The sequence below is a fragment of the Methylobacter sp. genome (assembly GCF_030680395.1).
GTDB lineage: Bacteria > Pseudomonadota > Gammaproteobacteria > Methylococcales > Methylomonadaceae > Methylobacter_A.
Genome location: NZ_JAUXVR010000045.1, coordinates 34941 through 58175, shown reverse-complemented (window position 1 = coordinate 58175; position 23235 = coordinate 34941). Strand labels below are relative to the sequence as shown.

Genomic DNA, 23235 nt, shown 5'->3' with positions numbered 1-23235 from the left:
AGACGATTTGCACGGTGCAATTGTCCAAAGGGTACGCAATGAAGAATTTTCCTAATAGTCAGATGCCCACTCAAGTATTAGGTAGCATCGACAGGATACATTTTGTCGGCATAGGCGGAACCGGTATGAGCGGCATTGCCGAGGTGCTGTCGAATCTTGGTTATCAAGTCTCTGGCTCGGACATCAAGGAAAGCGCGGTAACAGAAAGACTGGCCAGCTTGGGCGTGACCATCAATATCGGGCATAAGCGGGAAAATATAGCAGAGGTCGATGTCGTGGTGGCTTCCAGCGCGATTGACCGCAGTAATGAAGAAATTGACGAGGCTTATATTCAACGAATACCGGTCATTCCGCGTGCGGAAATGCTGGCCGAGTTGATGCGTTTCAGGTTTGGCATTGCCGTTGCCGGAACCCATGGCAAAACCACAACCACCAGTTTGACTGCAAGTATTCTGGCCGAGGGCGGCCTTGATCCTACTTTTGTGATCGGCGGACGCTTAAACAGCGCAGGCAGCAACGCAAAATTAGGTTTAGGGCATTATCTGGTTGCCGAAGCCGATGAAAGCGACGCTTCATTTTTATATTTGCAGCCGATGATGGCCATAGTCACCAATATTGATCAAGATCATATGGCGACCTATGAAGGCAGTTTTCAGCGGTTAAAAGACACGTTTAAAGAGTTTTTACATCATCTGCCTTTTTACGGGCTAGCGGTGATGTGTCTGGATGATGAAGGCGTCAGGGCCATCCTGCCGGAAATATCCAAGCCGGTAACGACTTATGGTGTCCATGAAGATGCCGATGTACGTGCGGTCAATATTAAACAGAAGGGTATGCATACCTCTTTTGAGGTGATACGAAGAGGCGATTATCCGCCGTTACAGATTACGTTGAATATGCCGGGTTGGCATAACATGCTCAATGCGCTGGCGGCGATTAGCGTCGCAACCAAGCTGGCGGTCGATGATGAAGCCATTATCAAGAGTTTGGGGGCTTTTAAAGGCGTAGGCAGACGCTTTCAACTTAACGGTGATTTACCGATGGGTGAGGGCAAACTGACGCTGGTTGATGATTATGGACATCATCCGCGCGAGATTGCCGCGACGCTTGAAGCCTTGCGTCAGGCTTGGCCGGATCGTCGTTCAGTAATTATTTTCCAGCCTCACCGGTATACCCGAACCAGAGACTTATTCGAAGATTTCGTGCAAGTACTGTCAACCGTTGATGTACTGATTCTGATGGACGTTTATGCGGCAGGTGAAACGACGATTCCAGGTGCGGACGGCCGGGCATTGAGCAGGGCAATCCGTATACGCGGACAAGTTGATCCGGTCTTTGTCGAAAATTGGGAAGAATTGCCGCAAATATTGGCGGGCATCGTAAAACCCGAGGATGTGATATTGACCATGGGTGCAGGCAATGTCGGGCAGATTGCTGCACAGTTACCGCAGTTGTTGGTAGCAACTCTCGCTATGGAATGTTAAATACTGATCTAGGGATTGATTTTTTAGGTCATAAGGCTTTGTTTTTTAAAGCTTATCATTGATATGTCGGCATGGCCTAAGTGGTTTTGCGTATGTATTTCCACTAATTAATGCCGTACATTAATCGCTGATTCATTAAAATGGGCGATTTATCGCCGTACATTATTGGATAGTTATCAATTAAATCAATTATTTAATAAATTATGCAAGTACTGGCAAATTATTGTTCTGAAATGATATTTAATGGAATGTCGACTATGCCTTATACAGACGTTGCAGAGCAAGGCCTCTACAAGAAATGACAATTGAAATGACGACTGCATCGACACAGGACGACTGCATGGATGCAGGAGGTAGAGTAATGCAGGAGCAATTACCGAAAGGCCGTTTGCTAAAGCATGAAAAGCTGGCGAAGTACACCAGTTGGCGAGTTGGCGGACCGGCCGATCAACTGTATATACCGCAAGACCGGCTGGATCTGATCGAATACATAAAAACGCTGCCCGATGCCGAGCCGGTATTCTGGATGGGCCTGGGCAGTAATTTATTAGTCAGGGATGGCGGTATACGCGGCACAGTGATTAATACTAAAGGACGATTAAAAGAAATGAGCTTGACCGATGAGGGCTCAGTTTATGTTGAAGCAGGTGTTCCTTGTGCACATGTGGCGCGTTTTTGTGGAGAACAGGGCTTAATCGGGGCGGAATTTTTGGCAGGTATACCCGGCACCATGGGCGGAGCCTTGAAAATGAATGCAGGAGCCTTTGACGGAGAAACCTGGACTATCGTTAAAAGTGTAGAAATGCTGGATACAGTGGGTAATGTAACTCATAGAATGCCACAGGATTTTAAGGTGAGTTATCGGTCTGTAAAGGGCTTTGAAAACGAATGGTTTCTGGCTTGCCTATTGACTTTACAGCAAGGCGATACGATAGCGAGCCAGCAGAAAATCAAAGGTTTATTGGAAAAACGAGGGGCAACACAACCGACCAATCAACCCAGTTGCGGATCGGTATTTAAAAATCCAGAAGGCGATTATGCGGCGCGGCTGATAGAACAAACCGGTTTAAAAGGCTACGCGATTGGCGGTGCTTGTGTGTCGGAAAAACATGCGAATTTTATTGTCAATATCGGTAATGCAACAGCAGCCGATATCGAAGATCTAATACATTATGTGCAGGATAAAGTTAAACAACAGCAGGGGGTAGTTTTGCAGACGGAGGTTTGTATGGTAGGTGAATCACTATGAAAGCATTGGCCTTAAGCAAGCCGGAGCAATTCGGCCGTGTCGCGGTAATGATGGGCGGTTCGGCGGCGGAAAGGGAAGTCTCGTTGAGAAGCGGAGCGGCCGTTTACGAAGCTTTGAAACGTAAAGGCGTCGACGCTGTTGCCATTGATGTAACGGATAGCCCGATTGAAGCGTTGGCAGGACAGAAGTTTGACCGGGTATTTAACATTATTCACGGACGCGGCGGCGAAGATGGCGTACTGCAAGGCGTGCTGGAAGTGCTGGGTATCCCTTATACCGGTAGCGGTGTGATGGCATCGGCGTTAAGTATGGATAAACTTCGAACCAAGCTGTGTTGGCAGGGTTACGGCCTGGTTACGCCCAAATGGTGTTTGTTGCAAGACAAATCCGATCTTGACGGCTGCATTGAAAAACTGGGTTTCCCGGTTATCGTCAAACCGGCACAGGAAGGTTCCAGCATCGGCATGAGCAAGGCAACCAACCGGGATGAATTGTTGACGGCTCTGAGCGTTGCGGCGAAATATCGCTGTGATGTCTATGCGGAGGCCTGGGTTACCGGTAAAGAATATACCGTTGCGGTACTGGATGGCGAGGCGTTGCCGGTTATTCGTCTGGAAACGCCCAATACATTTTATGATTACGAAGCAAAATATCAGGCAACAACAACGCAATATCATTGTCCTTGCGGTCTGAGTCAGGATCAGGAGCAGTTTATAAGGGACTTGGCGGTAACGGCCTGCAAGATAGTTGGCGTTAAAGGTTGGGGGCGAGTAGATGTATTTATCGATGACTTGGGACAGTACCAGTTGATTGAGGTTAATACCGTCCCCGGCATGACTGACCACAGCTTGGTGCCAATGGCGGCCAGGCAGGCGGGTATGGATTTTGAAGAGTTGGTTTGGCGTATTTTGGAAACCAGTTGCAGGTAATGAGTCATGCATAGCTATCCCTGCCATACACGGGCAAGTGCAAATCAGTTCCAGGCAGATTTGTGATGGCCGTTGTAAAAGTCATGATAACCGTATTGTTGTTGACAGCTCTGGTCTGGATGGCGGGTTACGGCATTAAGCGTATCCCGATTAAATATGTAAGGACCGAAGGCGTTTTTCAATATCTCAGTAAGGACGAGATAAAGACGGCTTTGCAGCCTTTGGTGATGATCAGTTTTTTTGATGCAGATATGCAGGCCATTCATCAGGCTGTTTCGCAATTGACCTGGGTCGATACCGTTACGGTTAAACGAGTCTGGCCCGATGCGATTGACATAAAAATACGCGAAAAGAAGCCCTATGTGCGGTGGGGACAACAAAGTCTGGTCAGTGCGCGGGGGGAGATCATTACACCAAAGAATATAGATCAGTTTAATACCTTGCCCATATTGCAAGGCCCTGAGCAGCAACAGTTGAAGACGCTGGAGATAATGAAAGGCGTTAACACGGCATTAGCTGATCAGTCGATGAAAATGGCGGAGTTTACTATTAACGATCGGTGGGCATGGAAGATTAAATTAACAACGGGCTTGGAGATACTGTTGGGACGAAATGAACAGTTAAAGAAATTACAACGGTTTTTGAAAACGCTGGAAGTATTAGGACAAGAGCAGGTTGAGAAAATAGCAATAGTCGATTTGAGATATCCCAACGGATATGCGGTTTCATGGAAACCCGACACTGAAGAAATTGACTGGAAGAAAATCGCCAATCCGCAACATGAAATAGATGGCTAATCTTATAAAAGTGACACAGAGTAAACAAAATGGCGAAAAAAACAGAGCGTAATTTAATAGTCGGACTGGACATCGGTACGTCAAAGGTTGCCGCTATTGTTGGTGAAATTACCAGTGATGGCAATATAGAAATCATAGGTATTGGATCAACACCATCGCGCGGCTTGAAAAAAGGAGTTGTGGTTAATCTGGAATCGACTGTGCAATCCATCCAGCGCGCTATTGAAGAAGCTGAATTAATGGCCGGATGCCAGATCAGATCGGTTTACGCGGGTATTGCGGGCAGTCATATCAGAAGTCTCAATTCTCACGGCATCGTGGCCATTAAAGATAAGGAAGTGACCCAGTACGATATAGACAGGGTAATAGATTCCGCTCGCGCTGTGGCAATTCCTGCGGATCAGAAAATTTTACATATTTTGCCACAAGAATTTGTGATCGACCTCCAGGAAGGCATCAAGGAGCCTATCGGGATGTCGGGCATTCGTTTGGAGGCCAAGGTTCATATGGTTACCGGAAGTGTCAGCGCTTCGCAAAATATCGTCAAATGTATTCGGCGCTGTGGCCTGGAAGTTGATGATATTGTGCTGGAACAATTGGCATCCTGTAATTCGGTACTGACGGATGATGAAAAAGAATTGGGTGTTTGCCTGATTGATATTGGCGGCGGCACCACGGATATTGCGATTTTTGTAGAGGGAGCGATAAAACATACAGCAGTGATCCCCATCGCCGGCGATCAGGTGACCAATGATATAGCTGTTGCGCTACGTACCCCGACGCTCAATGCCGAAGATATTAAACGAAAATATGCCTGTGCCTTAACGCAGCTGGCAAATGTGGATGAAATTATCGAGGTGCCCAGTATCGGAGATAGAGCGCCGCGCAAGATTTCAACGCAAAACCTGGCAGAGATTATTGAGCCTCGCTATGAAGAATTAATGCTGTTGGTTCAGTCAGAATTAAGACGAAGCGGGTATGAAGAGTTAATTGCCGCCGGAATAGTGTTAACGGGCGGCAGTTCGAAAGTAATGGGGCTGATCGATTTGGCGGAAGAGATTTTCCATATGCCGGTGCGTATGGGCGGGCCTCAAAATGTGACAGGGTTAACCGAGGTGGTAAAAAACCCGATTCACTCTACAGGGGTCGGGTTATTAATGTACGGAAAAGAACACCAGGGCGTTGGCAGGAGTATTGATTCTGACGGCCCCAGTGTGTTCTCAAGAATGAAGAATTGGTTTCAAGGTAATTTTTAATAGTTTTGTAAATAATTTAAGGGGCAGCGGCAATGGCAATGAAATATGAGTTAATGGATATGAGCAATGAACATGCGGTCATCAAAGTTATTGGTGTCGGCGGGGGCGGTGGCAATGCGGTTAACCACATGGTTGGGAGTCTTGTCGAGGGCGTTGAATTTATCTGTGCAAATACCGATGCGCAGGCATTAAGAAAGTTAAATATTGATACGATTATCCAGTTAGGCGTTGAATTAACCAAGGGTTTGGGCGCAGGCACCAATCCTGAAGTTGGAAGAATGGCCGCCGACGAAAACAAAGAGCGTATCAGGGAAGTTTTACAGGGCGCCGATATGGTTTTCCTGACGGCAGGTATGGGCGGCGGTACGGGTACCGGTGCGATTCCTGTTATTGCCGAAATTGCCAGAGGCATGGGTATTTTGACGGTTGCCGTGGTGACCAAGCCGTTTTCATTTGAAGGCAAAAAGAAATTGGCAACTGCGGAGCTGGGTATAGCGGAGCTTGAAAGGTTTGTTGACTCATTGATTATCATTCCAAATCAAAAACTATTGCCGGTACTAGGCAACGATGTGTCGTTGGTGAATGCATTTAAAGCGGCTAACGATGTATTATTGGATGCCGTGCAGGGAATTACCGAACTTATCGTTCATCCCGGTATGATTAACGTCGATTTTGCCGATGTCAGAACGGTAATGTCCGGTATGGGTGCCGCAATTATGGGTACAGGCTCGGCAAAAGGGGAGTATCGGGCTCGCGAAGCGGCTGAGAAAGCCATCGCCTGTCCATTACTGGAGGACATTAATTTACAAGGTGCGCGCGGCATTTTGGTTAATATTTCTGCCGCTGATATGGGCATTGCAGAGTTCGATGAGGTGGGTAATATTGTCCACGAGTTTGCTTCGGAGGATGCTGTTATCAAAATCGGCATGTCTATCAATCCCGAGTTAGGCGATGAGATTAAAGTGACTGTTGTTGCTACAGGAATGGGGCTGCCGTCTCGCGTGGTTAAACTGGCGCCAAAATCGACAGCTGGATACATTAATCAAAATGTGGCCGGTGAAGTCAATTATGAAGGACTGGATAAACCCACGGTCATGCGTCAAAACAAAACTGAAGGCAGAGAAACCCGTTTTGGAGCTCAACCTAAAAAAGATATGGATTTAGATTATTTGGATATTCCTGCTTTTTTAAGGCGTCAAGCTGACTAGCGAGTGCGTTTAACAATGGAATCAGTCTCCATTTTGGAGGCTGATTGTGATAATATTTGCCCTTTTTGCCCTCTTTACTTAGCGTTATTGATTTTATGATTAAACAGAGAACTTTAAAAAACACAATCAGGGCAACAGGTGTAGGGCTACATACCGGCGATAAAGTCTATTTAACTTTGCGTCCGGCTGAAGCGAATACCGGGATCAGATTTCGCAGAGTCGATTTGGATGCTCCGGTGACTATTGCAGCAACACCTGAAAATGTTGGCGAAACCATGCTCTCGACAACCTTGGTTGCGGGCGATGTGAAAATATCAACCATAGAGCATTTGCTTTCGGCTTTTGCCGGATTAGGCATAGACAATGCAATTATCGATGTCAGTGCCGCAGAGGTTCCGATTATGGATGGTAGTGCCGGGCCTTTCGTATTTTTGCTACAGTCTGCGGGGGTTGAAGAACAGGACAGCCCGAAGCAGTATATCCGTATAAGGCGCAGCATAAGGGTTGAGGATGGTGATAAATGGGCTGCTTTTGAGCCATTTGAAGGATTCAAGGTTACTTTTACGATTGATTTTGAACATCCGGCTTTTGAAGAGCATGTGAAAACTGCCACCATGGATTTTTCATCAACTACTTTTGTCAAAGAAGTGAGTCGAGCCAGAACTTTCGGCTTCATGAAAGACATTGAAATGCTACGACAAAATAACCTGGCTTTGGGCGGAAGCCTTGATAATGCCATTGTCGTCGATGATGATAAAGTTATCAATGAAGACGGTCTGCGTTATGCTGATGAATTTGTTAAGCATAAAATTCTTGATGCCATAGGCGACCTATATCTTCTGGGACATAGCTTGATTGGCGAGTTTACCGGCTATAAATCGGGTCATGGTTTAAACAATAAATTACTACGTGCTTTATTAAATGATAAAGAGGCTTGGGAAATGGTTACTTTTGATGATGAAGAAAACGCCCCGATTTCTTTTATGCGTTCTGCAGAGTCGCCGAGACCTGCTGCATAAGGCTGCCGCGAGCGTCAAGCCCCTGCCTGGTTTATCAGACAGGGGCTTGACGCTTCGACAGTTTTGCAAGCGTTGCACTTAATCTCAGCAGCGCCAGCTTCAATTGTTCATCCGAGACAGTGAGACTGTGGTTGTGGATGAACTCTATTTTTTCTGCCGAAGGAATATTCGGTTTTCTGCCGGAAGACATTGCCTGCAAGGCTCTCTCTCCTGCTAGCGTCCCTCGCCTAAGTCCTGTAGGCGACGCTTCTACCCATATTTTAATCTGCATAATCGAGACCGATTCCCTGGTTACCGGAGCGATAGCTGAGAGAATCGCGCTGTTATAAAAGCGCAGCTGCGATGCCCATGCAGCCGTGTCGGTATAAATCAGCAATTTCTTGCCATTGACAACGCAGTGCAGTGCATGCTCGGCTATCGTTGCCGGTAACACATCATGAATACGCTGTAAAACCTGTTGTTGTTGCTCAATCCGGCTGTACAAGTAAGCGATAGTGTTGTTTGGGAATGACAATGCGGCTTTAAAAGAAGTTAATTTTTTTCTCATGGGTATTTGTCTGTCAATTAGCGACGGAAAGTCTTTTTACCGGATTATTGGTTTATTTAAGATAGTGGGATATAGTTAGTTTATGTAAGGGAATAAGCAACTCTAAGTGTAATAATTCGCTAGTATCATATCCACAAACGTCCAGAAAGATAAAGCTAGGGAGATAAAGTGAGACAATTTATTCAGGGTATCGCAGAAAACAGCCACTATCAGGCAACGCATTTGTTGCACATTCTAAGACAGATCCAATCCCATTATCATTATATACCGGAGGCAGCGATAGAGCAGTTGTCCGGTTTGTTAAACATTCCCCGGACGCAAATCATCAGCGTCGTTGAATTCTACAGTTTTTTTCATCTGGCCCCCAGAGGGCAATATGAGCTCTTGATCAGCGATTCCATAACTGATCATATGTTGGGCAAAAAAGATATGCTCGACTATCTGACAAAGACATTAGGTGTTGCAGTTGGCGAGCTTAGAGACGATGGCTTGGTCAGCCTGGATAATACGTCATGTACCGGCATGTGCGATCAGGGGCCGGCCGGTTTGGTTAACGGCTATGCATTGACCCGGTTGGATCGCTCCTCGATTGATAAAATCGCAGAGCTGATTAATCAACAAAAACCGCTGAACGAATGGCCGATCGAGTTATTTCAGGTAGATGACAATATTTATAAGTCCGGCTTACTGCTGAATCAACAGATTGAGCAAGGCGCGGCGCTTAGATCGACCTTTAAACGAGGTATCAAGGAAACGCTGAAGGAAATCGATAACTCGGGTTTACGCGGTCGGGGCGGTGCCGGATTTAAAACAGCGATTAAATGGCAATTCTGTTCGGAAGAGCAGCAGACTGAGCGCTATGTGGTTTGCAATGCCGACGAAGGCGAACCCGGCACATTTAAGGACAGAGTGCTGTTAAATTCCTATGCGGATCAGGTTCTTGAAGGCATGGCGGTGTGCGCTACGATTATCGGAGCCAAACAGGGCTTTTTATATTTGCGCGGCGAGTATTTGCACCTTCACGATAAGTTGCAAAGTGTTTTGGATCGGCGCCGTCAGAACGGTTTGTTGGGCAGCAACATTCTGGGTTCAGGCTTGGATTTCGATATTGAAATCTGTCTGGGTGCAGGTGCTTATATTTGCGGTGAAGAATCCGCGCTGATCGAGTCACTGGAAGGCAAAGCCGGTATTCCTCGCAATCGTCCGCCTTATCCGGTCACCCAAGGCTATTTGGGTAAACCGACCGTCGTTAATAATGTAGAAACGTTTCTGGCGGCGGCAAGCATTGCGATCAATGGCGGCGACTGGTTTGCAAATATCGGCACCGAAAAATCAAAGGGCACAAAAATACTCAGTATCAGCGGCGATTGTGCGCGTCCCGGTACCTATGAATATCCTTTTGGAGTAACCGTCCAGACTATTTTAAATGGCTGCGGAGCGGTCGATGTGCAGGGCATTCAGGTCGGAGGGCCGTCGGGAGTTTTTATTTCCAACCAGGAATTTGATCGTAAGCTGGCTTTTGAGGATTTAGCCACCGGCGGATCATTCATTATTTTCAATTCCAGCCGTAATATTCTCGATGCGGTGCATAACTTCACCCATTTTTTTGCCCATGAAAGCTGCGGATTTTGTACGCCCTGTCGGGTCGGCACCTCGCTATTAAAAAAACAGATCGATAAGATTGTCGAAGGTCATGGCTCGGCGGGCGATGTTGTTGCGCTTGAAGAACTGTGCCAGCTGGTTAAAAGCTATAGCCACTGCGGTCTCGGACAAACAGCTGCGAATCCGATATTAACAACGCTGGAACGCTACCCTGATTTGTACCAAAGTCGGTTAAAAGAAATCAGTTTTGAACCCGGATTTGATTTGGATGGCGCACTGGAAACAGCGCGGCGCATGGCAAATCGGTATGATACCGGTGCGCACTTGTCTCAGACGGAGAGCGAACATGAGTAAAACAATTACCCTTGATGGAAAAATCATTCCTTTTGAAGACGGCCAAACCATTATGGATGCAGCAATGGCTGCCGGAGTATATATCCCGCATTTATGCCATCAGCCCGAGTTTACCCCCCACGGCAGCTGCAAGCTATGTACGGTGAAAGTAAACGGGCGCAACTGTTCCGCCTGCACCTTTCCGGCAATGGACGGTCAGGATGTGCTGAGTGAAACCGAAGAACTGATCAACGACCGGAAGAAGATCACCCAGATGCTGTTTGTGGAAGGCAATCATTTGTGCCCGGGTTGCGAAAAAACCGGTAACTGTCAGCTGCAAGCCGTTGCCTACCATTTGAATATGCTCGACAACCATTTTCCGTTGTTTTACCCGAATCGGGAAGTGGACGCCTCTCATGCTGATGTCATGATTGACCAGAGTCGTTGCATTCTTTGCACATTGTGCGTTCGTGCCAGCCAGCAAAAAGACGGTAAAGACGTGTTTGCGGTCAGTGGACGCGGCATCAACAAGCATTTGATCGTTAATGCTCAAAGCGGATTGTTAAAAGATACCGATCTGGAAGCGACGGACCATGCTGCACATATTTGTCCTACCGGCGCTATTTTAATTAAACGTACCGGTTATCGGGTGCCGATAGGTGAGCGTATTTACGATCATAAAGAAATCGATCAAGTCAGTCTGGAAACGGAGCATGTCAAACATGGCGAATAAAATTAGAGTAGCGACAACATCGCTGGCAGGCTGCTTCGGTTGTCACATGTCGTTTTTAGATATAGACGAGCGGATGTTGCAATTGGTTGAAGTTGTTGAGTTCGACCGTTCGCCGCTTACCGATATAGAGCACTGCACCAACTGCGATATAGGCCTGATTGAAGGCGGCGTATGCAATTCCGAAAACGTTCATGTATTGCGGGAGTTCCGTAAAAACTGCAAAATTTTGGTTGCGGTCGGGGCCTGTGCGATTAACGGCGGATTGCCCGCTTTGCGCAATCATATCCCGCTCGAAGAATGCCTGAATGAATCCTATATAGACGGAATCGGCGTAGAAAACCCCAAGATTCCCAGCGATATAGAATTACCCTTGCTGTTGGATCAGGTGCACCCGATTCATGAAGTCGTAAAAATAGATTATTACCTGCCCGGCTGTCCGCCGTCAGCGGACGTATTCTGGAAATTTCTGACCGATTTGATTGAAGGGCGCGAGCCTTCGTTGCCTTATGAATTGGTTCATTACGATTAAGTTCCGTAGTTTCGTAGGTCGGATTGCGTTAGCGTAATCCGACAAACCCTATCGATAAAATGCCGGGTTGCTAACCCGACTTACAATACGAGAAAAATCATGTACGAATATTTAGAAACAGCTGAAAACCGGGAAAGTTTAAAACGCGTTGTCGTCGATCCGGTGTCGCGCGTTGAAGGTCACGGCAAAGTTACTTTATTACTGGACGAAAATAATAAAGTCCAACAAGCCAGATTGCATATCGTTGAGTTTCGCGGTTTTGAGCGTTTTATTCAAGGCCGTCCCTATTGGGAGCTGCCGGTTTTGGTGCAGCGTTTGTGCGGTATCTGTCCGGTCAGTCATCATTTGGCCGCAGCTAAAGCTATCGATCAATTGGTTGGCATCGATCCCGAGAACTTACCTGTTTCAGCGGATAAATTAAGACGCTTGCTCCATTTCGGGCAAGTGCTGCAATCCCATGCCCTGCATTTCTTTCATTTATCCAGCCCGGATTTACTGTTCGGTTTTGAAAGCGATATCAGCAAGCGTTCAGTTGTCGCGGTATTGGCCGAGTATCCCGAAATCGGCGTACAGGGCGTAAAGCTGCGCAAATACGGCCAGGAAGTTATTCGTATGGTATCGGGCAAACGTATTCACGGTACCGGTGCGATTCCCGGCGGCATGAATAAATCATTAAGCAAAGCCGAACGCGACTATCTGCTGGAGGATATAGACCAGATGATAGATTGGGCAGCAGGCTCAGTTGCGCTGATAAAGAAAGTGCATTGCTCCAATCTGCCTTATTACGATGATTTTGCCACTATACGCACTAATTATTTGGGATTAACCAAACCTGATGGCGCGCTGGAACTTTATCATGGCGGTATTCGCGCTAAAAATGAGCACGGCGAAACCATTATGGATCACATCGATTATTGCAAATATAACGATTATATCCATGAAGAAGTCCGCTCGTGGACGTACATGAAATTTCCTTACCTGTTGTCGTTGGGACAGGAACAAGGCTGGTATCGGGTAGGGCCTTTGGCGCGGGTCAATAACTGCGACTATATAAACACACCGTTGGCGGAAGCTGCCCGTGTCGAGTTTAAAGCGCATAGCGGCGAAGCGATGGTACACAGCACTCTGGCATTTCACTGGACGCGCTTGATTGAAGTCCTGCATTGCGCCGAAAGCATTAAAGAGTTGCTGAATGACCCGGACATCATGGGTCATGATTTGGTCGCACAAGGCGAAAAACGTTATGAGGGCATAGGCGTAATTGAAGCGCCGCGCGGTACCTTGTTTCATCACTATCAAGTCGATGAAAACGACATCGTCACCAAAGCCAACCTAATCGTTTCGACCACCAGCAACAACATGGCGATGAATGAATCGGTGCGGCAAGTGGCGGCGGAATATTTGTCCGGTCGGGAGCTGACCGAGCCTTTGTTGAATAATCTGGAAGTGGCGATTCGCGCTTATGATCCCTGTTTGTCCTGCGCGACTCATGCTGTAGGAAAAATGCCCCTGCAACTTGAGTTGGTCGATATTGAAGGCAAGCTGATCGATAAATTGATTAAGCACAGCGACGGTCACATTGAGCGGGATAATGCTTAAACCTGTTTTGCTGTTCGGCTACGGTAATCTCAGTCGCGGCGACGATGCGCTGGGGCCGTTACTGCTGGAATACGTTGAAATTCATTGTAGCTTGGATGCGATTGAAATATTGTCCGACTTCCAATTACAAATCGAACATGCGCTGGACCTGGAAAACAGGCGTTTGGTGTTGTTTGTCGATGCATCCGTAGCTTGTGTCAATGCGTTTGACTTTACCGTGCTGGAACCCGCCAGGGATAAGAGCTACACGACTCACGCGATGAGTCCTGCGGCGGTTTTAGATGTGTATCAATCGATAAAAAACCAAACGCCGCCGCCGTGTTTTCTGCTGAGCATTAAAGCCGATAAGTTTGAACTGGGCGATGGATTGAGCGCCAACGCTGAAACTAATTTAGTAGAAGCGTGCTCATTTGCAGAGCACTTGCTTCGCAATCCCGATCTTGATTTCTGGCTGAAACAGGCAAATCATGCATAGAAAATTGGTGCGAAGCAGATTTTCACAGGTCCGAAGGCTGCATGGCAAGAATAGCCATGCATGACAAATCTGTCAGGAGCAGATTTGCACTTGCCCGAAGGGTGCAGAAGGGATAGCCATGCATGAACTCTCCCTCCTGGAAAACGTCAGGGAAATTCTGGAAAATCATGCGGTGAGCCAGAAGTTCAGCAAGGTCACCAAAGTAACACTGGAAATCGGCAAACTTTCCAGCGTGGAGCCGGAGGCATTGCGGTTCGGTTTCGACGTAGTGATGAAAGGTTCACTGGCGGAAAATGCCGAATTGATTATTTCCGATATAGCAGGGCTGGGCGTTTGTCAGCAATGCAGTCTGCAAGTCGAGATGGAAACTTCGCATGAGCCATGCTCCCATTGCGGAAGCCCTTTTGTTAAAGTCATTCAGGGCGCTGAAATGAAAATTAAAGACTTGATTGTTATTTAAGCAACAATCTTAAGATATATCACCACGAAGGCACGAAGTTAACGAAGGAAAAACGATAAAAAACTTCGTGCTCTTCGTGCCTTCGTGGTGAATAAAAATACCTACACTATTACAGGTCACCATTTATGTGCGGAATATGCGGTTGCAGCCAACCCGGCAAAATTAACAACAGACTCCAGCCTGTAAACGGGCGAGTTCATCAGCATGACAATGACCACGGTCATCAACATCATGATCATGAAGCAGAGCGCCTGGTTAAAGTCGAGCAGGATTTGCTCAGTAAAAATAATACTTATGCAGAGCAAAACAGGGCTTATTTTCAGCAGCATAATATTTTTACGCTGAATCTGGTTTCCAGCCCCGGCGCCGGTAAAACCACCTTGTTGGTAGAAACCATTAAAGTCTTGAAAGACCGTTTCCCAATTGCAGTCATCGAAGGCGACCAGCAGACCGAACATGATGCGGATCGGATCAGGGCTACCGGTGTGCCCGCGTTGCAAATAAACACCGGCCGAGCCTGTCATCTCGATGCGCACGGCATTGGCCATGCGATCATGGAGCTGGGCATAAAAGCCAACAGCCTGCTGGCCATAGAAAATGTAGGTAACCTGGTCTGTCCGTCGTCATTCGATTTGGGCGAAGCGCATAAAGTCGTGGTGCTATCAGTGACTGAAGGCGACGATAAACCGCTCAAATATCCGGATATGTTTCATGCTGCGGACTTAATGCTGATCAATAAAACCGACTTGCTGCCTTATGTCGATTTTGATGTGGAGCGATGTATTAACTATGCCAGACAGGTTAATCCCGACATCCAAATCATTCAGCTGTCATCTACCAAAGGCGATAATTTTTCAGTCTGGACAGACTGGTTGGCTGCACATGTTAAGCTGGAATCTCACGTTTAGGTATATGAAACGGTTCGAAAAATGGCCGTTTCATATAAGCAAGTTAAATTAAGTACGGTAAAGCATTGTAATGTGCAGCATCCCTACCAAAGAGCTCTTTCAGTATTACTAATTTTTTAATTTTCTGATATTAATCATTCTAAATGAATAATAAGCGCTCATTCATAAATATTTAGGTGCCAATAATAATTAACTTGCTGTTTTTTTAAGGTATTGTTCGTGCCAGTGCTGGAAAAAATACCGGGTTAATTTTGAACGGGTACTTAAAGCTTTTTGTTTCTAGAGATCGGATTATGCCTCGCTTAAAACATTAAGCTATTAAGCGCTATAAATTATTTTTTATAGTGAAAAACAATAAAAATTAATAGGCTGTGGTGTCGTCACTTTTAAGTCCCACTGCCTCCCTCCTGGGCTGCCGTTCACGATGCTGGCGAATACTCTCTTGCTCTTGCTGTTGTTGCAGATAACTTCTCGTTTCTTGTTGCTGTTGTTGTTGTCGTTGTAGCATTTGCTGTTGATGGAAATTTCTCATTTCTATCAGTTGCTGATTCATGTATGCAAGATCAGCCATAATTGCTGGAGACACTGACAAAAGTAACGCTATAAGTAAATATTTCATAATCTTAGTCCTATTTAAAAAATAGCCCAATTCACTTAACTGGAAAACGGTAACCCTTTTTTAATTTACTGGTTATTTCCTTTCCTTGAGCAAGTCCCGAATTTCGATCAATAGCTGTTCTTCTCTGGAGAGCTCTGGAGCGACTGTAGGAACCGCAGCTTCTTTTTTCTTAAGTCTATTGATGAACTTTACAGCCATAAAAATAACAAAGGCAATAATGGTGAAATCAACCAGGGTTTGAATAAAATTGCCATAATTAAGCGTCACTGCAGGCGTGTTTCCAACTGCTTCTTTTAGGGTAAATGCCAGCTTGGTAAAGTCTACGCCACCGATTAATACGCCAATCGGCGGCATGAATACATCGGCAACAAGAGATGAAATAACTTTACCGAAAGCGGCGCCCACAATGATGCCCACAGCCATATCAATAGCATTGCCCTTGACGGCGAATTCTTTAAATTCTTGCAACATGCTCATAACCGCTATCCTTTATTTTTGTTGTATTCACAAGGCTGATGGCTTGCTTGCGTCCTCAGGCAGAAAGCCCTGGACGAATGGGGGGCCGTCACGGGTTAAAGTTCCCTGTCTGTTCGGCCTTGAAAGTTATAGTTTCCGGGACTCGCCTTCCTGATATATTTACTTCTTATGTTCTTGCATCTTTTGTTGGCGGTGTTGCATCATTTGAGCATGGTGCGATTTCATGAGCTCCAATTGCTGATTTTTTAACGCTTCTTTTTTGGTGGCGTCTTTCTCTGACAAGATCTGATTTGAGAGATCATGCATCGTCAACATGTGTTCCTGCATAGTGCGCATATGTTGCGTTTTTTGTTCTTCAGTCATGCCGCCCATCATGCCCATACCCTGCTGATGCGTGCCCATTTCCTTCATGGGTTCGCCGGCTTTTTGCGGTTCTGCAGCGGAACTTGTCATGCTTATGGGTAATAACAGCAATAGGACGGCAGTGGATTTATATAAATGTTTCATCGGGATCACCTTTGTTGGGTTGGGGGGCAATTGTATGTGCAAAATCCAAGTTCTGCAGAGGAAAAAGCTTGTCCTGGGCGGACGGACAAACAATATAAGTTATTTTAGATTTATTTGATTGTACTTCAATAAGTTAAAACACCTAGAAAAACGGTCTTAACGGAATTTTATTATTGCATAAGATCCATTTTTTATAAAAAAGCGGTTTGCCAAAGTAAATTACAGCCAGTGAATCAAACTGAAAAAGATAGAGGTATCATCGCGGTCAAAATCGTGTTGCACCCTAAAGCTGGATTCAATGTTATCAATGCGCTTGTGATAACCCAACAGGCCGCTGACGCCATTTTGCCCCGGATTCGGGCTGGTACGCCGATACCCACAAACAGGGCGTTGGCCAGGCTGTCGGTTCCGAGCAACTGGCCGGGATAAATGGCGGTTTCCAAGGTTTCTTCACGACCGGTATTCGGCAAGGTTTTGTGAATAAAGCGGAAATTGACAAAATCGCCGACTTCCCACGCGGTAAGACGTCGATTGAAGTTAGGGTTCAGATAGCCTAGCGGATTGGCAAACTCCACGCCGGTCGGTCCCATGGCGCGGCCCAGCCGGGATTTATGTCCCAAAAAACCTTTTCGAAATCCCAGGCTGCCGGTCACCATCATATCTTTGGAGCCGTTAACTTGACCGATCGTGTTATCAACATAAAATATTTCGATGGCCGGTCGCAGTTTGTTTGCCCCTTGGTCGGGCGCAACATAACCTAAGGTACTGCGCCATTGTTCGCCATCGCTGCCCCAGCTTGCCATCAATTGTTTGTTGTACAGGGCGAGGTAGCCGCCGGAGTGATCTTGTTCTTGAAAACGCTGCCATTGGGCAGATACGATATATTTAATAGATTGCCACTCATTCCGGTAGGAAATCTTGGCGAATTTAATATCCTGATCGCTGAGGTTTCTATCGACAAATCCACCGCCAAAACCCAGGCCGGACGGCAAGCGATATTCGCCTTGCATCTCGGTTTGTTTACGGTCTCCCTGCAGAACTTGTTGTGCGCCCAGAATTAAATCGCCGAGTTCGGGGCGGGTCAGCAAGGCGCGCGCAAAGCCGCCGAAGTAGTTAATGTCCTGTCCGCCTGTTTCAGATACCTGTATACCGTGACCGCCTTTAAAAATCGGGCTCCATAAGATACTGTTGACTTGAAAATCGCCGTTATCCTTGCGGTCGTAGAAGGCGTCAATTTTGCCGCCTTTCAAGTAGGGGGAATTGGTGTCGCCTGCGTAAATACACGGTTGAATGGCCGCCAACAAAGCAAAAAGTAGGATCTTGAACGACACGGCAAAGATTTTCCTTGCGCTGAATTGAATAATATTATGCGGTTGACGCTCTACCTGGACAGATCTGTCGTCTGAAACACCTACTTTTGGTGCTCTACTACACGTCATCCATGGCGTTATGCAGTGATAATTTTCCCATCTGTCCCGCCAACAGGTTTTGTTTGAATATATCCGCCGGAACAGGCCTGCCGAATAAATACCCCTGAAATACCAGGCACCCGTAGCTTGCCAGATATTCGCGTTGGATCTCCGTTTCTACGCCTTCGGCAATGACGTTAAGAGCAAGATTTTTTCCCAATGCCAGAATGGTTCGGATGATAGCCGAGTCATGGTTGTTAAAAGCCATATTCCTGACGAACGATTGGTCTATTTTTAACTGTTCTAAAGGTAGTTTTTGCAGGTAAGACAGTGAGGAATAACCGGTACCGAAATCATCCATCGAAAAATTGACCCCCAACTCCCTGACTGCATGCATTTTAGCAATAGTGTCTTCCACATTATCCAGAATCACGGACTCGGTAATTTCCAATTTGAGCAAAGTGGGGTTAGCGCCGGTTTCCGCTAATATCGCATACACTTGCTCCACAAAATCAGCCTGACTAAGTTGTCGACTGCTGATATTTACCGCTAATTTCAGCTTGTGGGTTTCAGGGTATTTTGCCCAGTCAACCAAAGTTTCGCAGCCTTGTTTTAATATCCAATGACCGATGGGCAGAATCAGGCCGGTTTCTTCTGCGAGTGGAATAAAATCGGATGGAGGAATCATGCCGTGCTCGGCCTGATTCCAGCGAATCAGTGCCTCCGCACCTACCGGCTGTCCTGAGGCATTTACCTGTATCTGATAATGTAAACTCAATTCGTTGCGATCCAGCGCATTGCGTAAATCGGTTTCCAAAGAGGCCCGCAAATTTAAAGCTTCCTGCATTTCGGGAACAAAAGCGCGTATCACATTTCGTCCGGCTTGTTTGGCCTGGTACATGGCTACATCGGCGCGTTTAAGCAGTTCTTCGCTGCTGGTTTCGTGGCCCATAAACAATACAAAACCAATGCTGCCGGTGGAATAATGTTCGACAAAAGGTTGTAGTATATTGTCGATATTGCTTTTCAGTAGATAGAATTCGGCCAGATTACTGCGAATTTTTTCGGCAACTGCGTGAGCCTGGATGGCAGCCTCAATCTCCTGTTCATCAAGAAACTCCAGCATGATCACAAACTCATCACCGCCCAGTCTGGCTACGGTATCAACTTCCCGAACGCAACTTTGCAAGCGTCGTCCCACTTCAATCAGCAATTGATCGCCCCGATCATGGCCCAGGGTATCGTTAAGCGTTTTGAAATTGTCAAGATCGAGGAACATTAATGCGCCGTGAGTCTTGTTACGATTGCTGGAGTTAAGCGCCAGATTGAGTCGGTCGAACAGTAACGTGCGGTTGGGGAGTTTGGTCAGGGAGTCGTAGTAAGCCAGATCCCTGATACGCTCTTCATCGGCTTTGCGCTGGCTAATGTCGGTGAAGGTGCCGACATAGTTGGTAATCACCCCTTCAGGATTGGTAATCGCGGTTATGCACAGCCATTCAGGGTAGATGACGCCATTTTTTCTCTTGTTCCAGATTTCGCCTTGCCAGTATTTATCGCGGTTAATGCTCGCCCACATGGACGCATAAAACTCACTGTCTTGCTGACCGGATTTGAGTATACCGGCGGGTTTGCCGATAATTTCATCGGCACTGTATCCGGTTAGCTCGATAAACGACTTGTTAACGCGCAGGATATTGTTGTCGGCATCAGTGACAATGATGCCTTCCTGGGATTCGAATGCAGCAGCAGCAATGCGCAGTTCATGCTCGGCCTTGAGGCGCAATTTTTCGCGGTCGAAGTTGTCCAGCGCATAGGAAATATCGTCTGTCAGTCCACGCATCAGATCAATCAGATCGGGGGTAAAGTAGTCTGGTTCAGCTGAGTAAACCGCAATAGCTCCGATACAGCGGCCGCCACGCATGAGCGGAAATGCCGCCGATGCTTGAATGTTTTCTGCAGCAGCCATAGGTTGCCAGAGCAGCGTACTGGGTTCATTAAGTAAGTTATTAAGAATTTTCGGCGCGCCTTCCCGAATTGCCGTTCCCATCGGTCCGCGGCCTTCCGGCAATGTCTCATCCACCGAGACTTTGATATTCCGGAGGAGATGAGAATCGGGATGACTGGCCGCTACTGCATACACCCAGTTATCTGATCCGGTCATACCCACCCAGACCAGTTTGAACGCGACATGACTGGCTATGATCCGGCAGACCTCATTCAGCAACTTAACTTCGTCCGACTCGCGCACAATAACATCGGCGCTCTGGGTCCATGCCGCATATAAGTGGTTGATTCGTTCCCGCTGCCGTTCGGAATTGGACAGGGCGTCCAGCATTTGATTGAAACCGTGCGCCAGTATACCAACCTCATCCTTGCCTGAGATATGTGCGCGCACGTTAAGGCTCCCTTTCTCGACCTCGGCAGCTACCCGCATCAGGTGATGCAATCTTCTTGTAAGTCTTCGTGCCAGAAGTATTGCAGCAGTCACTACTGCAAGCGCCGCAAACACTATAAAATTGACGCCCGTGAGCACAACGGAGCGAAGATTCGCATTGACCCCGATCATGGACATTTCCACTCGCGCCCATCCCACATGGCGCAGTCCCGCCATCACGGGGGCGGCAACATCAATTTGATGGGTATTGAACAGCAGTACTTGAGTTGTCGGCGGGGAGCTTAACAGTTTTTGATTTTGCGCATCGGTAACGAATAGCCCGGCTTCTTCAGATCGTGTGGAGCTCAGTACTTCGCCGCGCAACGATAAGATATAGGCCCGTTCGAGATCGGGTAAGCCGACAAAGCCCTGTAACACTTCTTTTAGTCCGGCAATATCGTTGGCTAATACCCATGATGCGCTGCTGCCGGCTAGCGATGAAGTCAGCGACTTACCCTGCTGCATGGCGGCGCTATAAAGAAAACTACGTTGCTGATCGAATAACAGGCCTGCCAGTCCTATCATCATAATTAGCGCAACACTGCCCAATGACCATGCCAATTGATGCCGAATGGAGCCGTTAAAAAAAGTCCGTTGCGTTTTGTTTTGATTACGATCCGTTGTCATTATGTCCATTTACTCTAAATTTAGTCTAAAGGTCGCACTGTTTTGATGAAGGTCGTAATAAAGGCCTGAACCGGCCCATAGCTGTCATCATTGGCCGGTTCAAAGCGGGTGACCGGGATATGCGCCAACATTTCCCGGCCTTGTTCATGCCGGTCAAGATTAAACAACAAGGCGGCAAGCTTAGTTGCTATCTCCGTCGGCACGTCTTTACGCACTACCCAGCCGTTGTTTTGCAACGGCTCTGTTTTCCATTTGACTTCGAGCTGGGCTGCTAACTGGGGGTTTTCCCTGCTGAATGTTTTCCATGGCACCGGCCAAGTTGCTCCGGCCGCGACATGTCCGCGCAGCACGTTGATGATAGAGGATTCCTGCGAACCGACATAGCGGTTTTCGATGTCGCGGTTAATATCAATGCCGTGGGTATGCAGATAATATTGGGGCATCATGGTTGCTGCCAGCGCAGTCGGCGCAGGGTAGGATACGGCTTTGCCCTTGAGGTCGGTGACGCTGTTAATGCCGCTGTCGCGACGCACCAGAATAATACCGCGAAAATCATCGTCATCGGCCATCTTGCCGAACACGCGATAGCCATGCTTAAGCGTGTTGACGGTTTGATAAGGATTGGGCATCGCAAAGTCAAAGTGTCCGCTGTAGAGCTTCCGGTCAAATTCTTCATAATTGCGCGATGCTTCCAAGACAAGATCTGCTTCCGGTATGTTTGCGTTAAGAAAATCGACAATGGGACCGTAAACTTCAAACAGCCGTTTGGGATTATGCAAAGGATGAATGCCGATTATATATTTGGGTAGTTTGGATTTGCTTTGAGCGCTGAAACTGGGCTCATAAATGTCATCGGACTGCTTGTTCCAGCCGGCAAGCAACGGTAAATCCAATAATAATTTCCACCATTTCGTGATGGCAGCTTCCTGGTGTTCAGAACCCTCTTTCGATGTTTGGGTGGTTTTGGCTTTGTCCGTTACCGATTGCAAGGAGGCGTCGGCGGAAACAGTGAAGTTAAAGATCAACAGCAGCGTTATTAGACTATATCGGCGTAAAATTTCAATCATTATATAAAGTTGAAGCTCTGCGGTAGCGGTTATCGAGTTACGCGACGTTAATCTGCAAAATAGGTATTAATACGTAGGTGAGATGAACGAAATGATACTCGTAATAAATAAGTTTTGGAATTTTTTTGGGCCTCTTTTGTGAGGTGGTTTTAACTTCATATAACAATAAGCAAATCCTGATTGTCATAAAAAGGTAATATGTAATTTGTTAAAATGTACCGTTTACTCTTATCTTAATTTAATTATGCCTAATTTAAATATTCTCGTTGTTGAAGATGAAGATGCTATCAGAGAGATGTTGATAATGGTACTTGAGCAGGCCGGCTTTAGGTCGATTGCTGCTGCGGATGCGGAAGACGGGCAAAAAAACCTGGATGCGGCCTTGCCCGATCTGATTCTGCTGGACTGGATGTTACCGGGAGTCAGCGGTGTTGAATGGGCCAGACGCTTAAAGAAAGATCCCATGTATCGGGAACTGCCTATTATTTTGCTGACGGCGCGAGGTGAGGAAGAGGATAAAGTTAGAGGTCTGGAAATCGGCGCTGACGATTATATGACCAAACCTTTTTCACCCAAAGAGCTGGTGGCGCGTATCCGTGCAGTTTTGCGCAGAAGCGGAAAAATAAACGATCTGGCGCAAATCGCCTTGGGCGATCTGATACTGGATACCGAACAGCACCGGCTCAGCATCGGTGATAAACAACTGGAAGTGAGTCCGACCGAGTTCCGTTTAATGCAGTTTTTTATGACCCATCCTGATAAAGTATTCAATCGCACCCAGCTACTGGATCAAGTCTGGGGGCGTAGCGTATACATCGAAGAACGTACCGTTGACGTGCATATACGAAGGTTACGGAAAATTCTGGGTGAACACGGACGGGAGGATTTGGTTCAAACCGTGCGCGGTTTCGGCTACCGGTTTTCAGTAACGGATCCGTCAACCGCTTCTGCATCAGCGCCGCTATAA

At 46.9% G+C, this 23235-nt stretch carries 22 protein-coding genes; 15 read left to right on the top strand and 7 right to left on the bottom strand.

The window, feature by feature from the left end:
• Positions 1–38 precede the first annotated feature (38 nt).
• From murC to lpxC, 7 genes are all read left to right on the top strand, one after another.
• Positions 39–1484 carry a UDP-N-acetylmuramate--L-alanine ligase gene (murC, locus tag Q8L79_RS19155; protein WP_305274296.1) on the top strand — a complete coding sequence of 482 codons (1446 nt, stop codon included), beginning with the start codon at positions 39–41 and terminating at the stop codon, positions 1482–1484.
• A gap of 340 nt (positions 1485–1824) precedes the next feature.
• Positions 1825–2733, top strand: a complete 909-nt coding sequence (murB, locus tag Q8L79_RS19150; protein WP_305274344.1) for a UDP-N-acetylmuramate dehydrogenase — start codon at positions 1825–1827, stop codon at positions 2731–2733.
• Positions 2730–3662 carry a D-alanine--D-alanine ligase gene (locus Q8L79_RS19145; RefSeq protein WP_305274295.1) on the top strand — a complete coding sequence of 311 codons (933 nt, stop codon included), beginning with the start codon at positions 2730–2732 and terminating at the stop codon, positions 3660–3662. The genes murB and Q8L79_RS19145 overlap by 4 nt, the downstream gene beginning before the upstream one ends.
• Positions 3663–3727: 65 nt before the next feature.
• Positions 3728–4459, top strand: coding sequence for a cell division protein FtsQ/DivIB (locus Q8L79_RS19140; protein WP_305274294.1), 732 nt, complete (start codon positions 3728–3730; stop codon positions 4457–4459).
• Between the two features lie 29 nt (positions 4460–4488).
• Positions 4489–5715 carry a cell division protein FtsA gene (gene ftsA / locus Q8L79_RS19135; RefSeq protein WP_305274293.1) on the top strand — a complete coding sequence of 409 codons (1227 nt, stop codon included), beginning with the start codon at positions 4489–4491 and terminating at the stop codon, positions 5713–5715.
• A gap of 38 nt (positions 5716–5753) precedes the next feature.
• Positions 5754–6923 carry a cell division protein FtsZ gene (gene ftsZ / locus Q8L79_RS19130; protein WP_305274343.1) on the top strand — a complete coding sequence of 390 codons (1170 nt, stop codon included), beginning with the start codon at positions 5754–5756 and terminating at the stop codon, positions 6921–6923.
• Between the two features lie 95 nt (positions 6924–7018).
• Complete coding sequence (gene lpxC / locus Q8L79_RS19125) at positions 7019–7942, top strand: UDP-3-O-acyl-N-acetylglucosamine deacetylase (protein WP_305274292.1); 924 nt, start codon at positions 7019–7021, stop codon at positions 7940–7942.
• Between the two features lie 34 nt (positions 7943–7976).
• Here lpxC and Q8L79_RS19120 read toward each other — a convergent pair whose 3' ends face one another.
• Positions 7977–8489 carry a DciA family protein gene (locus tag Q8L79_RS19120; RefSeq protein ID WP_305274291.1) on the bottom strand — a complete coding sequence of 171 codons (513 nt, stop codon included), beginning with the start codon at positions 8487–8489 and terminating at the stop codon, positions 7977–7979.
• A 168-nt stretch (positions 8490–8657) separates the two neighbouring features.
• Here Q8L79_RS19120 and Q8L79_RS19115 point away from each other — a divergent pair, with 168 nt between their 5' ends.
• The 7 genes from Q8L79_RS19115 to hypB all read left to right on the top strand — a co-directional run bounded on the left by Q8L79_RS19115 (position 8658) and on the right by hypB (position 15128).
• Entirely contained in the window at positions 8658–10445 is a 1788-nt protein-coding gene (locus Q8L79_RS19115) for an NAD(P)H-dependent oxidoreductase subunit E (RefSeq protein WP_305274290.1), read from the top strand.
• Complete coding sequence (locus Q8L79_RS19110) at positions 10438–11157, top strand: 2Fe-2S iron-sulfur cluster-binding protein (RefSeq protein WP_305274289.1); 720 nt, start codon at positions 10438–10440, stop codon at positions 11155–11157. The genes Q8L79_RS19115 and Q8L79_RS19110 overlap by 8 nt, the downstream gene beginning before the upstream one ends.
• Positions 11147–11686 (top strand): NADP oxidoreductase, encoded by a 540-nt coding sequence (locus Q8L79_RS19105; protein WP_305274288.1) that lies wholly within the window; start codon positions 11147–11149, stop codon positions 11684–11686. Before Q8L79_RS19110 ends, Q8L79_RS19105 begins: the two co-directional genes overlap by 11 nt.
• Before the next feature lie 99 nt (positions 11687–11785).
• The gene (locus Q8L79_RS19100; protein ID WP_305274287.1) at positions 11786–13285 is read left to right on the top strand and encodes a Ni/Fe hydrogenase subunit alpha; all 1500 of its coding nucleotides are present in this window, start codon (positions 11786–11788) and stop codon (positions 13283–13285) included.
• Positions 13278–13760, top strand: a complete 483-nt coding sequence (locus tag Q8L79_RS19095) for a hydrogenase maturation protease (protein ID WP_305274286.1) — start codon at positions 13278–13280, stop codon at positions 13758–13760. The genes Q8L79_RS19100 and Q8L79_RS19095 overlap by 8 nt, the downstream gene beginning before the upstream one ends.
• Positions 13761–13878: 118 nt before the next feature.
• Positions 13879–14220, top strand: a complete 342-nt coding sequence (gene hypA, locus Q8L79_RS19090; protein ID WP_305274285.1) for a hydrogenase maturation nickel metallochaperone HypA — start codon at positions 13879–13881, stop codon at positions 14218–14220.
• 125 nt (positions 14221–14345) lie between these two features.
• Entirely contained in the window at positions 14346–15128 is a 783-nt protein-coding gene (gene hypB, locus Q8L79_RS19085; RefSeq protein ID WP_305274284.1) for a hydrogenase nickel incorporation protein HypB, read from the top strand.
• A 361-nt stretch (positions 15129–15489) separates the two neighbouring features.
• Here hypB and Q8L79_RS19080 read toward each other — a convergent pair whose 3' ends face one another.
• From Q8L79_RS19080 to Q8L79_RS19055, 6 genes are all read right to left on the bottom strand, one after another.
• A complete protein-coding gene (locus tag Q8L79_RS19080) occupies positions 15490–15747 on the bottom strand; it encodes a hypothetical protein (RefSeq protein WP_305274283.1) in 258 nt (85 codons plus the stop codon).
• A 72-nt stretch (positions 15748–15819) separates the two neighbouring features.
• Positions 15820–16224 carry a large-conductance mechanosensitive channel protein MscL gene (mscL, locus tag Q8L79_RS19075; RefSeq protein WP_305274282.1) on the bottom strand — a complete coding sequence of 135 codons (405 nt, stop codon included), beginning with the start codon at positions 16222–16224 and terminating at the stop codon, positions 15820–15822.
• A 159-nt stretch (positions 16225–16383) separates the two neighbouring features.
• Positions 16384–16731 (bottom strand): hypothetical protein, encoded by a 348-nt coding sequence (locus Q8L79_RS19070; RefSeq protein WP_305274281.1) that lies wholly within the window; start codon positions 16729–16731, stop codon positions 16384–16386.
• Between the two features lie 233 nt (positions 16732–16964).
• Positions 16965–18062 (bottom strand): hypothetical protein, encoded by a 1098-nt coding sequence (locus tag Q8L79_RS19065; RefSeq protein ID WP_305274280.1) that lies wholly within the window; start codon positions 18060–18062, stop codon positions 16965–16967.
• A 97-nt stretch (positions 18063–18159) separates the two neighbouring features.
• A complete protein-coding gene (locus Q8L79_RS19060) occupies positions 18160–21201 on the bottom strand; it encodes an EAL domain-containing protein (RefSeq protein ID WP_305274279.1) in 3042 nt (1013 codons plus the stop codon).
• 20 nt (positions 21202–21221) lie between these two features.
• Positions 21222–22268 (bottom strand): phosphate/phosphite/phosphonate ABC transporter substrate-binding protein, encoded by a 1047-nt coding sequence (locus Q8L79_RS19055; protein WP_305274278.1) that lies wholly within the window; start codon positions 22266–22268, stop codon positions 21222–21224.
• Between the two features lie 244 nt (positions 22269–22512).
• Between Q8L79_RS19055 and phoB the strand changes: the two genes are divergently transcribed.
• Positions 22513–23235, top strand: coding sequence for a phosphate regulon transcriptional regulator PhoB (gene phoB, locus Q8L79_RS19050; protein ID WP_305274277.1), 723 nt, complete (start codon positions 22513–22515; stop codon positions 23233–23235).